This window comes from Cryobacterium sp. 10C3 (assembly GCF_034314285.1).
Taxonomy (GTDB): Bacteria; Actinomycetota; Actinomycetes; order Actinomycetales; family Microbacteriaceae; genus Cryobacterium; species Cryobacterium glucosi.
In genome coordinates, this window is record NZ_JAVIWF010000002.1 from 627,370 (window position 1) to 640,952 (window position 13,583).

Below are 13,583 nucleotides of genomic sequence, written 5' to 3' on the forward strand. Positions count from 1 at the left end.
AGCAGACTAGGAGGTCACCTGAACGACACCCTTGCATTGACCGCTTGAAACTGTCAGCACCAACGGCCTACTATTCAACGAGCGTCGACACCTGGGTCTGCGATGTTGGGCGTCCAGCCGTTGTTTGCCTCCAGGTATGGCATCGCGTCGGCAAACTGCGCAGGAATCGTTGCGGTGCCTTGATGCTGAGCGCACAGCCATTCGATGTAGGTGGCCAGCCTTCATTCAGCCAGATATCCTTCCAGCCAGAGGGCGTCACCGAATCGCCGAACCATTGGTGCCCGAGTTCATGGACCACTGTTGCTTCGTCCGCGACCTGTGAGTAAACAGGCGGGGTTTGAGTCTCTAGGGCGTAGTCGACTGAATCGTCGACAGTCGGGGTTTGACGGCGTGTTAAAGCGAGGTCCTCGCCCTAACTCAAGCCACGCCGACGCAAACGTCCTTACGGCTTGATCAGAGCGTTGACCGCTGGCAGCCCGAGGTTGCTCTACTCTGGCACCCTCGGCTTCCTCACCGGGGCGGAGTCCTACTCCGACGTTCAGCGACGCTTCGAGGCGTGAAGCGATCCTGTGCGTGCTTGGGGGACGGGGAATCGCGGAGGTGTCCTCTGGCTGTGTTCAGGAATGCATTGTCGAACGATGGTCAGCGATACCACTTGCCGGCGAGTGGGTCCTCACCTGGGTACGTCGGAAGTGAGTAGCCGGGGCTCCAGAACGGCATGACTCCGTAGTAACCGTAGGTATTTTCGTAGAATTCCTTTTGGTTCACGAGTTCTGGGTCGTACGTGGGGGCACCGGCGATGTGCTCGGCGGACTGGCTGATGTGGACTTCGTCCTGGGTGATTTTCGTGATCGCATCTATCGGGATGAATGATTTGGCTTCTCCAAGTCCCAGGAAGCCGCCGGAGGCCACTTCAAGGAATCGAATCTTGTTCTCTTTTTCATCCAGGAGCAGCGCGTCGATTTTCCCGAGGGGTTGGTGGTCTTTGTCGAACACTCGCCGACCTCGAATGTCATCTTCTCGCTCGGCGACGGTTTCGTCACTGTCCTGTAGCCTGACCAGCTTGTCGAAGTGCGCATCTGTCATTTTCCCTATCCGTTCCGGCGGTGTGCCGCCTTGTCTTGCGTTGGCTGTTGGTTCGCTTTCATTCGGGAGGCGGAGTGGCAGGTCCAGTCAGGCCCTGTCAGGATCGATGGCGTTGCCACCCGCGTCGATCTCGGATGTGGTTCAGGTCGTGGACGCCGCGTAGATCCGCTCGACATAGGCGGCCAGCACGGCGTCGAAGTCGGCGTCCGATTGTTGGGCGGTGAGGCCTTCGAGCAGAGCGCGGCTAAAGCTGGCGCTCAGACCGAGATTCTCGGCCAGCAAGCGGCACGCCTTCGTCTGACTGTAGCCACCAGAAAGCGCCACCACTCGAAGCACCATCGGATGGTAAATCAGGTCGGAGTAGAAACCGGCTACCGTCGGGATCGACAGCTTGAGGATCACCGGCTGGTCGGTGGAGAGCCCGTCGAGGGCTGCCAGGGCATCGGCTTTGAGGAAGTTTTCGGCCTCGGCCTTGTCGGGAGCGTTCACGTCGACTTCGGGTTCTAGGATCGGCACAAGGCCGTGGGCCAGAATCTGCCCTGCGACGGAAAACTGTTGGTCGACGATCGCCTGGATTCCGGCGGGGTTGGCTTCCTTGATCACGGAACGCATCTTCGTACCGAACATCGTGCGCTCAACCGCACGTGCGAGGAGGGGTTCCAGCTTGGTGAGTGGCTTCATCAACTGGACACCGTCTACCTCGACAGCGAGGCCCTGGTCGACCTTGACAAACGGCACGATGCCCTTGGCGGTGAGGTAATCACCCGTCAGCTGGCTGCCAACGGTGCGGTCCATGGTCTGCTCGAAGAGGATCGTCGCGAGAATGCGGTCGGAGGTGAAGCTTTCTGCGGTCATCACGCGGGCGCGCATCTGATGCATCAGGTCGAACATCTGCTCGTCGGTACTGTAGGACGACGGGTCTATTCCATAGAGCTTCAGTGCGCCGCCCGTGCTGCCGCCGCTCTGATCGAGCGCTGCGACGAAGCCGACTCCGGTGTTCATTCTTTCTGCTTGTTCGGTATTCAAAGTCCCTCCAAAGGTTGTGGACTCCATTTCAGTCTAGTGAGCAGCGATCCTCGTCTGAGTCGAGTGGCCGAGGGCGGTTTGTCCGCCACTTCTGTTCTGGTCTGGTCGCCTGAGCATCGCCGCAGGCGCGTTGACGGCGGCCTTAGGGCAGTCTGAGGGTGTCGAGGGTCGCGCGCAGGGTATGAGCCGAGTGCTTGAAGAGCTTCTGCTCCGCGTCGGAGAACGGCACCTCGATCACCCGGGACACGCCGCCGGCATTGACGACCGCCGGAACAGAGAGCGCAACCCGGCTTATGCCGCGATAGTCGGTGAGCAAGGAACTGATCGGAAGTATGGCGCCCTCGTCTCGCAGCACGGCCTCCACGATCCGGGCGCCGGAGAGTCCGATCGCATAGTTCGTAGCGCCCTTGCCTGCGATTACCCGGTATGCGGCGGTCTTGACGTCCTTGGTGATGGCCGCGAACTCGGCCTCAGAGAACTTCGCCCGGTCGTCGGATGCCGGCGAGATGTCGTCCTTGACCCATTCGGAGAGGGAGATCGGACCGACGCGAGCCTGAGACCAGAGCGGGAATTCCGAGTCGCCGTGTTCGCCGATGATGTCGGCATGTACGTTGGCAATCGCGACGCCGACGCGGTGCGCGAGCAGCAAGCGAAGCCTCGAGGAGTCGAGGACGGTGCCTGAGCCAAAAACCCGTGCCGACGGGAGCCCGCTGAAATGAAGGGCCGCGTAAGTGACGATGTCGCACGGATTGGTCACGATCATGAACACGGCGTCCGGCGCTCGTTCGACGAGTGTGGGCATCAACTCACGCAGGATGCCGACGTTGACAGCGGACATATCGAGACGCGATTGCCCGGGGTGCTGCCTGGCTCCTGCGGTGATCACGACCATGTTCGAGCCCGCGATCGCGTCGAGGTCCGCCCCGCCGGACACGCAGGAGGCGCCGGTGAACTGCGTGCCGTGGGCGAGGTCGAGTACTTCGGCTTCGACCTTGGGCTTGTTGATGTCGTAGAGCACCACCTCGCGGGCTGATTGCCGGATCAGCGCCGCGTAAGCGAGCGAGGTACCGACGGTGCCCGCTCCGATGATGGCCAGTTTGGAATTCTCGATTGCACTCATGAATCCACTCTCCTCCTTCGCGGTTTCCTCCGTCGCGGCGAATTGTAGGTCACCGGATGTCGCTGCATCCTTGATGCATGGAAACACTGCCGATCGGCCGTATCGCTCGTCTCGCTGGCCGATTTCCGAACCGCAGATGTAGCATGAAGGAGCGATCCCGTCCACCGATTGTGATGGGTCATGTGTGCACTCTCGATGTGAACGCGTTTATGTCTCGGTCGCTCATCCAGTGAACCAGGCTCAGTAGCGAGCAGTTCATGACCCGTTTGAGACCGAGGGAATCCATGGCCGATGCAACGCACGAATCCACCAGCATGTCCAAAGTGCCACAGTCCGGTGAACCCGCCGAGGTCTCGCCCGCTGCCGAGGTCTCGGTCCGGCGCTGGAATGAGCTGAAGCGCGAGTACAACCTTCGCCACACGACACTCGAGAGGTTCACGGAGCCGATTGCACCGGCTGACGAGCCGGGGCTCTTGCCGGCGCCGGGTGATTCTCCCAGTTAAGCCACCATACCGAAATTCATTGCACCGGCTAAAACCTTGTTTTTGTGCAACACTTGCATTAAAGCATCATTCGCGGAGGCGTACAGCCGGTTTATTCCGGCCTCGGCACCGAACGCGATTCACGTACACGGCGTGCGTCGCAGGTGGTCAACTCAGGGAATTGGAGCATGATGAGGACGCGAGCCCGGGAATGAGCACGGACAAGACCACGAACGCTGCGGCCGATTCGGCGACGTTAAAGCCCGACCCGGCACACGACCTGAAGTCGCTCCCGATGGCTGAGGTCCAGAAGCGGCTCGGCAGCTCACCGGACGGGCTGACCCAGTCAGAGGCCGACACACGCCTGGCAAAGTACGGTCCGAATGAGATCGCCGAGCATACGACGAACCCGCTTCTGAAGTTTCTTTCCTACTTCTGGGGCCCGATTCCGTGGATGATCGAAGTGGCCGTGGTTCTGTCCGGAGTGGTCGGGCACTGGCCCGACTTCTTCATTATCCTGGTGCTTCTCATGGCGAACGCTTTGGTCGGGTTCTTCGAGGAGCGCCAGGCCGGAAACGCCATCGCCGCCCTGAAGGACACGCTCGCTATGAATGCCCGGGTTCGACGTGACGGTACCTGGGTCACGCCCGCCGCCAGTGAGCTGGTGCCGGGAGACGTGATCCGTCTGCGGCTGGGGGATATCGTTCCCGCGGATGCCCGACTGCTGGAGGGCGACGAGATCGAGGTTGACCAGTCTGCGCTGACCGGCGAGTCACTGCCCGTGACGTGCGCGGCCGGGGATGCGGTGTTCTCGGGTTCGATCGTGCGCCGCGGCGAGATCGGCGCCATGGTCTATGCGACCGGCGCCCATACCAGCTTCGGTAAGACGGCCGGTCTGGTGCAGGATGCCCATACCGTCAGCCACTTCCAGAAGGCCGTTCTGAAGATCGGCAACTATCTCATCCTCCTCGCCCTCGCGTTGGTGACCGTGATCGTGGTGGTGTCGACTCTGCGGGGCGACCCGATCCTGACGACACTGCAATTCGCGCTCGTGCTCACGGTTGCGGCTATCCCCGTCGCGATGCCGACCGTGCTGTCGGTCACCATGGCGGTCGGCGCGCGGCTGCTGGCCCGGGAAAAGGCCATCGTCAGCAAATTGGTGGCGATCGAGGAACTCGCCGGCGTAGACATCCTGTGCGCGGACAAGACGGGCACACTCACCCGCAACGCGCTGACCCTGGGCGACCCGTTCAGCCTTGACGGTGTTTCGGCCGCGGATATCGTGCTCGCGGGTGCGTTGGCTTCCCGCGCGGAAAACGATGACCCCATCGACCTCGCCGTCCTCGGCGGTCTCCCGGGGAAGACCGCGATGGATGCCTACACGGTCACGCACTACCAACCCTTCGACCCGGTTCACAAACGCACCGAAGCCACCGTCACCGACGACAGGGGCGCGACGTTCAAGGTCACCAAGGGCGCACCCCAGGTCATCCTCGCTCTCGCCGACAATTCCGCGGACATCACCTCCGCCATTGACACCGCTGTGAATGACTTCGCCGCACGCGGCTTCCGGTCTCTGGGTGTGGCCCGCGCAGAAGGACATGGAACGTGGCAGTTCCTGGGTGTCCTCCCGCTCTTTGACCCGCCTCGCGAGGACGCCGCTTCCACCATCGCCACAGCGAAGGAGATGGGTGTGACGGTGAAGATGGTCACCGGTGACGCGATCGCGATCGCGAAGGAGACCGCCGCCAAGGTCGGTCTTGGCACGAATATTCTCGACGCGTCCGGCCTGGGCGACGTGAAGAAGAAGGAGACAGCGGCGGTCGGGGAATCCATCGAAACAGCTGATGGGTTCGCCCAGGTCTTCCCCGAGCACAAATACCACATCGTCGACGTGCTGCAGAAGCGCGGTCACATTGTCGGGATGACGGGAGACGGCGTCAATGACGCGCCCGCACTGAAGAAGGCGGACTGCGGGATCGCAGTCTCGGGAGCGACTGACGCCGCCAGAGCCGCGGCCGCCATCGTTCTGCTCACCCCTGGTCTGTCCGTGATCATCAAGGCAATCGAGGAAAGCCGCCGGATCTTCCAGCGGATGAACTCCTACGCCATCTACCGCATCGCAGAGACCTTGCGTGTCCTGCTGTTCATGACGGTATCGATCCTGGTCTTCAACTTCTACCCCGTCACCGCGATCATGATCGTGATGCTCGCCATTCTGAACGACGGGGCAATCCTGTCGATCGCCTACGACAACGTGAAGTATCGGAAGGCACCAGAGGCGTGGAACATGCGTCTGGTGCTGGGCATATCGACCGTGCTTGGAGTTGCCGGCGTTATCGCCGCCTTCGGACTCTTCTATCTGGCCGAGAATGTCTTCCACCTCGATCGCGACCATATCCAAACCCTGATGTACCTGAAGCTTTCGGTGGCAGGGCATCTCACCATCTTCCTGACCCGCACCCGCGGCCCGTTCTGGTCGATCCGACCGGCCCGCATACTGTGGGTCGCGGTCCTGGGAACCCAGGCCGTCGCGACCCTCATTGCCGTTTACGGGCTCTTCATGACTCCGCTCGGCTGGGGCTGGGCCGCCTTCGTGTGGGGCTACGCGATCGCCTGGGCGCTTGTCAACGACCGCATCAAACTACTCGCCTATCGCATCCTCGACCCCGCAGGGAAGAAAGGCACGGCGGGCCGTGCGCTCACACAGTCGGCCGCACACTTGTCCGACGCACCGGAACCCCAAGTCGCCTCCACGGATCCGAGCACAGAAGGCGCCGCATCGCGAGAAACGAAGGGCCAGTCATGAAGATAAAAACAAGTGGCTTCCGCGTCGAAGCAGGAAAGAATGCGGACCTCGCCAAGCGCGCAACGGATGTTGGGGATGTCTCGGGGCCGACACAACGTATAAACAGGTCTTGCCTCGGCGTATCAAAAAGCTGAGCGAGCTGCAGCGGTTGCACTACGCCTCGGTGCACTAGTCCGTGTTGGTGATCTTCCAGGGCATGGATGCGGCAGGAAAGAATGGAGCGATCCGACACGTCATGTACGGGGTGAACCCCCAGGGCTGCCAGGTCTCCAGCTTCAAACAGCCCAGTAGCGAGGAACTCGAGCACGACTTTATCTGGCGTCCGACCCGCCGCGGGCCGGATCGGCACCTTCAATCGCTCATACTACGAAGAAGTTCTCGTCGCGCGGGCGCACCCGGAGATTATGCACGGCGAGGGTATCCCGGCCGAACTCATCGACGAGTCGTCCATCTGGAGAGAACGGCATCGCTCGATTGCGGACCTCGAGGCGCATCTGAGCCGCAAGGGGACGATGATCGTCAAGATCTTCGTGAACCTTTCGAAAGAGGAACAGGCGAACGGATTCCGCGAACTCATCGACGTTCCCGAAAAAAACTGGAAGCTCACTCTCTCGGACATTCACGAACGGGAGTGTTGTGACTCGCATTTGTCGGCTTACGAGAAATGCCTGACAGTCATGAGCACCATGGACAGCCCCTGGTACGTGGTGCCGGCGGACAGTGAGAAGAACGCCCTGCTCGTTCTGTCCCAGATCATCGGGGACACGAGCGCAACAGGGAACTGGCTACTATCCGCGCTGAACTCTGAAATGCATAGCGGGCACGGAGAACTGAGACACAAAAAGAGAGGTAGCGTTTTTGGTTGTGTTCTACGGAAACGGTTGGGGGTCCGAATCCCTCCAGGGGCACCATAGACGGCTTACTCGAACCATCACCCCGTTCCGCGGCGGTGAGCAGATCGTCTACGGTTTACCAATGCTCTTGACGGTCTTTTGCGCTGCGTGTGGGCATGGACAGTACATGCGCGGTCCTTACGGTCGTCGGTGCAGTAAGAGGAGTAGCCAAGCTTCCCAAAATCAGCCGAATTGGGCGCATTCGGCTAACGATCAGCGTTCGTACAGACGATACATAGGTGTGGAATAAATGTGGACTTCGTTCTCTAAAAGCCTCGCACCCCAGTAATGGCCTCGCGAGAATTCGGAATCAGTGGGTTCCGGGTTCAAGTCCCGGGGGTGCACCAGTAAAGCCAGATCAGCGAAGGGTTCCGTTCTCACGAACGGGGCCCTTTTTTGTTGCATTGAGATTCAGCCATGTCTGCGACATGTGCAGGTCCGCCAGATTCGACCATGACTTTGAGGCTCACGACCGCACGCCACGAGCAATACTTCCTGCCGGGCAACGCCCTGCGTTCTAGAACGGTGTCGGGTCGTCGGGGTCGTCGGGTGTGGGGTCGAGGTTCCAGACGTCCACGAACCGGGCCGGTGGTTTCGGTGCGGGTTTCGGTTTCCGGGGTGGTCTCATATCGGCCGAGGGTTCGACGATGTAGTTGTACCTGGCCGGGGAGGTCCATTCGATGCGACCGTCGCCGAGGTGCCTCGGCGACCACCGGGTGTAGCTCTTCACCGCGTGGTGATACGGGCAGAGGTGGGCGAGGTTCATCGCGTCGGTCTCCCCGCCGTGCTGCCACTCCACACTGTGGTCGAGGTCTGATCGTTTGGCGGAGCGCCGGCAGCCCGGGAAGGTGCAGGTTTCATCGCGCACCTCGAGCCATTTCTTGAGCGCGGTGGGTGGTTTGTAGGTGTCGCGTCCCATGGAGAGCACGACGCCGGTTTCCGGGTGGGTGAGGAGCCGGGTGAAGCTCGGCGCCCCGGCCGCGAGACGCCTCGCGGTGTCGGGTTCGATGGGTCCGTACCCGGCCAGATACCCGGGTTCCTCGCTCTTCCCGAGCAGGGTCAGCACGGGGACGGTGACGTTGACCTGCGCGGCCACCCCGGCACCGAGTCCGTCCGGGGTGACCCCACTGATCAGGACATCGGTGAGCACGTCCGCCGCCAGCTGGGTCAGCGTGCGGGTTTCCTCCGGGCCCTGCAGGGTCAGCGCCGTGTCGAGGGTGCGGTGGTACGCGGCCTGCACCTTCTCCGCGTCCCCGGTCAGGTACAGGGAGGCCATTCCGTCGTTGAGGGCGTGGAACACCACGAGCCGGTCTTCGACGCTTTTCTGGTGCCGGGCGGTGATGGTTTCCGGGTGGGTGCGTTCCCGCACCCTTTGGGCCCGGTCGGCGAGCTTCGCCACGGTCAGCACTTCCGCGTCGGGCACGAGGACCTCCTCGAACACGGCCCGGGCCCGGGCGGCCGCTTCCGGGTCATCATCGACTCGGATGCCCCAGGCCTGCTCCATGATGACTTGCGCGTGCCGGTAACTGATCGCCCCGGAGGCCAGGGCATCCCGGGTTGCGGGGAGGTCTTCGGCGAGGGTGCGGCTGGCTTCGATCAGGGTCTCCGCCGTCCGGCGCGGGAGCCGCAGCAGGGCGCTGACCTCGCAGGTGAATTCCTCTTTCGTGGCTTCTTCCGGAGACCACGGCATTCGCGGCCCGCCGGCGCGTTCTGCGGCCTCCGCCCGGGCCCGGCCCACGTCCGCGAGCACCCGTTGCGCCGCATAGATCGCGGCCGCCCGCTTCGCGGCGGCCCGGTTCATCTCCCGGTCCGCCTCCCGGATCGCGTCATAGAAATCGGCGAGGGACGGCTCCACCAGGCTGAGATGCCGGGGGTTCAGGTAGGTGTCGGGAGGACTGTCGGGAGGGGTCCCGGGCGGGGGTTCCGCCGTGCTTTCGGGCTGAGGTTCTGAGGTATTTTCAGTTGTCACACCGGTCACTCTACGGACCACCACCGACATTCCCGGGGCATCCGCCACCCCACAAGCCACCTGTGGAATACCCGGTCAAAGAAGATTTCTGTGGACAACTTCTCCCCAAGGCCCTCCAGCCACACCGGGAGGAGGTCGCGATGACCGGCGACGGGGTCGACGACGCGCCCGCGCTTCGTCGAGCGGACGTCGGACTGGCAAGGGGGATCAAGGGCACGAAGCGACGAAGGAAGCGGCAGGCATCGTGCTCGCCGACGACAACTTCGCCACCATCCAGAGTGCAGTTCACGAAGGCCGTCGCATCCGCGACAACCTGCAGAAATCCATCGTCTTCATTCTGCCCACGACCGCAGCCGAGTCTCTGGTGCTCCTGCTCGCCGTGCTGTTCGGATTCGCGCTGCCGCTCCAACCGACGCAGATCCTGTGGGTCAACCTGATCACGGCCGCGACCGTCGGGGTGTTCTTCCTCGAGCAGGGAATCGGGTCCACCACCGTGGAAGCGCAGACCGCGGCCGCGACCATGCCCACCTTCAGCCGGCTCGCGTTCCTGTTCACTTCCCGGTTCCTCCGGGCGTCGAGCCTCACCCTCTGCACGCCATTCATGAACCTCTGGTTCAGCTCGACGCCGATCGGGGTTCGCGAATGGGCGTACACGCTGGGACTTTCCGCCGTCATCTTCCTGCTCGTGGAAGTGAACAAGGCGATCGGACGGGCGCGCGCGGGCCGGGCCTCGCGGGTCGCTGTCCCGTGACCGGCTGCTGAGCGCACTGCGGCATAATCAGGAACACGGAGACGCGGGTGTGCAAGAAGCGCCACCACGCACCGCGTCCTGATCGGTCGCAGGGGTGGGTCCGGCAGGTGCGGTAGCCAGGTCTACGCCAGTCAGTCTTTTCATCGAGGGGGATGTCCATGGCAATTCGAATCACGAGCACGTCAACGAAAATCGCCTACGTGACGAGCGGTGGCGTTCTCGTCATTCTCGGGTCGGCCCTGACGATCGGTCTCCCGGTGCCTGTTGCGTCCGTCGCGGCAGCCGTCCTTGCGCTGGTCCTGGTCGTCTTTGCTGCGAGAACCTTTCGCGCCGAGGACGAACCGGTCGAACAGAGGCGCCCGTGGTGGAAGATGACGGCGCACCGGACATCCGGTGTCGTGTTTGCACTCCTGTTCGGTTCCCAGGCGATCTACGTGCTTATCGCTTTTGTCAGTCGGCCGGAATCGGGGGGCCTGATGGTTCCACTGGTCACGAACATCTTGATCGCGATGATGTTCGCTTTCTCGTCGATGCGGCTGGGAACGACATCACCCGCGACCGCGTCGCGTAACCAGTAAGGCCACCTGCATCGGTACCTGAGGCCGCCCGGTTCCTCGCCCACGTCGCCACTTTTCTTGAGTGAGACCACCCTGTCGCTGCGCACAATGGCATACACTCATCGAGGGGAACCAAACAAACGGGGAAACCGGTTTTTTATTGGATGGCATCGGCGTTCGCTGAAAGGCGCATCGCCGGCGTCTGTGCCGTCGGGGGTCGGTGAGCACGGAGTCGAACTCGCGTTCGGCCGGTGCCGCGCTCACCGAAAAAACATCTGGGGGAAGTTTGAAACAATCAACTCGCGCGCAGCTGGTGGACATTTCAACAGCACTCGTCATCGCCGGTTGCGTATTCGTGCCGCTCTTCTGGCTCGGCTACGCAGTGGGGCCGATTCTCGGTATTTCGGTGTTGTTGGCCATCGGTGTCCTGATGATTCGGTCGGCGCTCAGATCGGAACCCAACCCAGAGGCGCTGATCGAGCCGGAGTGAGGGTGCCGGACGGGGATGCAGAGGTGCCGTCGGGTCCATGTTCGATGCGGAATCGCCAGGAGGCGCACCATGACCGTGAAACAAGAGCGCGCCGTACTCACTCGCGAGAAGATTATCGCGGGGGCTGCGGACGTCTTCTATCGCCAGGGTTTCGGCGGGGCCACGCTCTCGGACATCACGGCCGCCGCCGGAGTGACCAAGGGCGCGCTGTACTTTCATTTCCAGTCCAAGGAGCACGTCGCCCTCGCCGTGATCGAAGCGGAACACGAGATCGCGACAGCTGCCGCGACGGCGATACTCGACACGACAACCGGGCCGCTTGAGTCGATGCTCAGGCTCTGCAGCGATCTGGCCGGACGATTGACCACCGACCCCATCGTCCGTGCCGGCATCCGCCTCACAACCGAAACCTCGACTTTCGATCGGTCGATGGCGCGACCATACGAAGATTGGCTTGCGACCTTCGAGGCACTGACTCTGGCCGCCACGGAGGCCGGCGAACTCCGCGCAGGCACCGACGCCGAGAAGCTGGCGCACTTCATCATTCCCGCTTTCACGGGGGTCCAGATGGTTTCTGATGTCTTCACCGAACGTGCCGACCTCCGTCGACGCGTACGGGAAATGTGGGAGATTCTCTTGCCCGCAATCGTGCCTCCCGAAAATCAGAATTCAATCGAGTGGATGCTGGAAGCGGCATTCCCGATTCGATAAGGTCTCAGTCGTGAACCGACACGACGACTGCACTCCCGAGCACACTCCGGGGAACGCACGAGAGCGATTCCCGGTGCGCACGCCCACACCGTTGTCGGGGCCGGGACGGTGGCGGAGAGAGCCCGAGCGCTGCCTGCATTCCTTTTCGACGCCGGAGGAGTACGTTGCGATCATGCAGCGGACGGGAGTGAATCGTGGTTGCGACCAGAATCGCGGGTATGACCCCGATGCCTGATCTGTTTGCCGTGGCTGCGGATGCACTGAACGCCCTGACCGGGCAGGAGGCGCGTCTGTACGAGCCGCTCCTGGCGGCGTTGCCCGTGGACGGGGCATCCGTCTCGACGTTCGGCGATATTCTTGCCGCTGAAACGATTTCGGCCAGTGACGCCCAGTCGTTTCGTCTCGACGAGTTGCAATTCGATCTTGGCGAGGGCCCCTGTTGGGACGCACTGCAGACTGCGGCTCCGGTCCTCGAGCCTGATATTCGCAAACGGCCGAACCGGACCTGGCCGGCCTTTTCGGAAGCGATCCTTGCAGATGACCTCGGTGCGGTCTTTGCTTTTCCCCTGATCCTGGGGCCTTTGCGCATCGGTGCGATCGATCTGTATACCAACCGCCCCTATCGCCTCAGCTCGCAGAGCGTCCAGCAGATTTCGAGCCTTGCGACCGTGGTCAGTCGTCTGGTCCTCTCTCGAGCCATCAGACTGTCCCACACCGAGATCGAAAACGAGACCGACAGTGCCACTCGCCAGAAATTCTCTCGTCGCGAGATCCATCAAGCCACCGGAATGGTCCTGGCTCAACTGAGAATTCCTGCCGCGGATGCCCTCCTCGTCATGCAGGGCCATGCTTTTGCGGCTGGCCGGTCAATGGCCGAGATTGCGGCAGAAATCATTGACCGCCGATTGAGTTTCGCGGTAATCGAGAGCCAGATCGAAGGGTCCCATGATTGATGGAACGAGAGAGGACCGTTTAATCGACACGTTCGCGACCCTTGCCGACACGCTTGTGGCCGACTACGACGTGGTGGATCTCCTGCAGACCCTGGTCGAGAGTTGCACTGATCTCTTCGATATTGCGGCCGCTGGAATTCTTCTGGCCGACGCCGATGGCGAATTGGAAGTTGTCGCTTCGACGAGCGAGGCCAGCAGACTTGTCGAGGTCATGCAACTGAGCGCTCGGGCGGGCCCCTGCGTGGAATGCTTTGTCACCGGTGCCGTCGTATCCCTGACGGACGTAGAGGAGAGTCCGCCCGCGTGGCAGCGTTTTCGGGACAGCGCACGCGAGCAGGGTTTTGCCGCGGTCTTCGCCATACCGTTGCGGCTGCGGGAGACGACAATCGGTGCCCTCAACCTGCTGTCGAATGTTCCGGGTGCACTTCGCCAGCAGGACGTGCGGGCCTCCCAGGCGCTGGCCGACGTTGCCACGATCGGAATCCTGCAGGAGCGTACGCTCCGGGAAAGCATGTCGGTCCGGGAACAGCTGACAAACGCGTTGACCTCCCGGGTGGTCATTGAGCAGGCCAAGGGCGTACTTGCGCACTCCCGAGGCGTGTCGATGGAGGAAGCGTTCACCCTGCTGAGGACGTATGCCCGGGCAAACCGCCTGCTGCTCTCAAGCGTCGCCCAAGGTCTTGTCGAACAAACACTCGTGATCTGAGCGGGCATCCCGCCGACCGTCTGCACGCTG

General features: G+C 62.2%; 12 protein-coding genes, 1 tRNA gene and 1 pseudogene. 9 read left to right on the forward strand and 5 right to left on the reverse strand.

Translation table 11 applies throughout. From position 1 onward, the window contains the following. Positions 1-70 precede the first annotated feature (70 nt). From RGU41_RS20720 to RGU41_RS03595, 4 genes are all read right to left on the reverse strand, one after another. On the reverse strand, positions 71-298 hold the full coding sequence (locus RGU41_RS20720; protein ID WP_322140258.1) for a M1 family aminopeptidase: 228 nt from the start codon (positions 296-298) through the stop codon (positions 71-73). Between the two features lie 344 nt (positions 299-642). Further along, a complete protein-coding gene (locus RGU41_RS03585) occupies positions 643-1,086 on the reverse strand; it encodes a PRC-barrel domain-containing protein (RefSeq protein ID WP_322135575.1) in 444 nt (147 codons plus the stop codon). Positions 1,087-1,227: 141 nt separating this feature from the next. Continuing rightward, complete coding sequence (locus RGU41_RS03590) at positions 1,228-2,112, reverse strand: fructose bisphosphate aldolase (protein WP_322140878.1); 885 nt, start codon at positions 2,110-2,112, stop codon at positions 1,228-1,230. Positions 2,113-2,254: 142 nt separating this feature from the next. After that, the gene (locus RGU41_RS03595) at positions 2,255-3,232 is read right to left on the reverse strand and encodes an L-lactate dehydrogenase (protein WP_322135577.1); all 978 of its coding nucleotides are present in this window, start codon (positions 3,230-3,232) and stop codon (positions 2,255-2,257) included. 693 nt (positions 3,233-3,925) lie between these two features. Here RGU41_RS03595 and RGU41_RS03600 point away from each other — a divergent pair. The 3 genes and pseudogenes from RGU41_RS03600 (at position 3,926) to RGU41_RS03610 (ending at position 7,763) form a co-directional block, all read left to right on the forward strand. Beyond that, entirely contained in the window at positions 3,926-6,523 is a 2,598-nt protein-coding gene (locus tag RGU41_RS03600; RefSeq protein WP_322135578.1) for a plasma-membrane proton-efflux P-type ATPase, read from the forward strand. A 235-nt stretch (positions 6,524-6,758) separates the two neighbouring features. Then, positions 6,759-7,437, forward strand: a pseudogene (locus tag RGU41_RS03605) (hypothetical protein). A gap of 256 nt (positions 7,438-7,693) precedes the next feature. After that, positions 7,694-7,763 (forward strand) — tRNA-Pro (locus RGU41_RS03610). A gap of 170 nt (positions 7,764-7,933) precedes the next feature. Here RGU41_RS03610 and RGU41_RS03615 read toward each other — a convergent pair. Next, entirely contained in the window at positions 7,934-9,385 is a 1,452-nt protein-coding gene (locus RGU41_RS03615; RefSeq protein ID WP_322135579.1) for an HNH endonuclease signature motif containing protein, read from the reverse strand. 244 nt (positions 9,386-9,629) lie between these two features. On the opposite strand from RGU41_RS03615, the gene RGU41_RS03620 reads away from it, so the two are divergent. From RGU41_RS03620 to RGU41_RS03645, 6 genes are all read left to right on the forward strand, one after another. Next, positions 9,630-10,136 carry a hypothetical protein gene (locus RGU41_RS03620; RefSeq protein WP_134447314.1) on the forward strand — a complete coding sequence of 169 codons (507 nt, stop codon included), beginning with the start codon at positions 9,630-9,632 and terminating at the stop codon, positions 10,134-10,136. A gap of 158 nt (positions 10,137-10,294) precedes the next feature. Further along, on the forward strand, positions 10,295-10,714 hold the full coding sequence (locus tag RGU41_RS03625) for a hypothetical protein (protein ID WP_134447316.1): 420 nt from the start codon (positions 10,295-10,297) through the stop codon (positions 10,712-10,714). Positions 10,715-10,913: 199 nt separating this feature from the next. Beyond that, positions 10,914-11,183 carry a hypothetical protein gene (locus RGU41_RS03630; RefSeq protein WP_322135580.1) on the forward strand — a complete coding sequence of 90 codons (270 nt, stop codon included), beginning with the start codon at positions 10,914-10,916 and terminating at the stop codon, positions 11,181-11,183. A gap of 69 nt (positions 11,184-11,252) precedes the next feature. Then, on the forward strand, positions 11,253-11,894 hold the full coding sequence (locus RGU41_RS03635) for a ScbR family autoregulator-binding transcription factor (protein ID WP_134559421.1): 642 nt from the start codon (positions 11,253-11,255) through the stop codon (positions 11,892-11,894). A gap of 218 nt (positions 11,895-12,112) precedes the next feature. Next, a complete protein-coding gene (locus tag RGU41_RS03640) occupies positions 12,113-12,847 on the forward strand; it encodes a GAF and ANTAR domain-containing protein (RefSeq protein ID WP_134447322.1) in 735 nt (244 codons plus the stop codon). Beyond that, positions 12,840-13,553, forward strand: a complete 714-nt coding sequence (locus RGU41_RS03645) for a GAF and ANTAR domain-containing protein (protein WP_134447324.1) — start codon at positions 12,840-12,842, stop codon at positions 13,551-13,553. The genes RGU41_RS03640 and RGU41_RS03645 overlap by 8 nt, the downstream gene beginning before the upstream one ends. Positions 13,554-13,583: the final 30 nt, after the last annotated feature.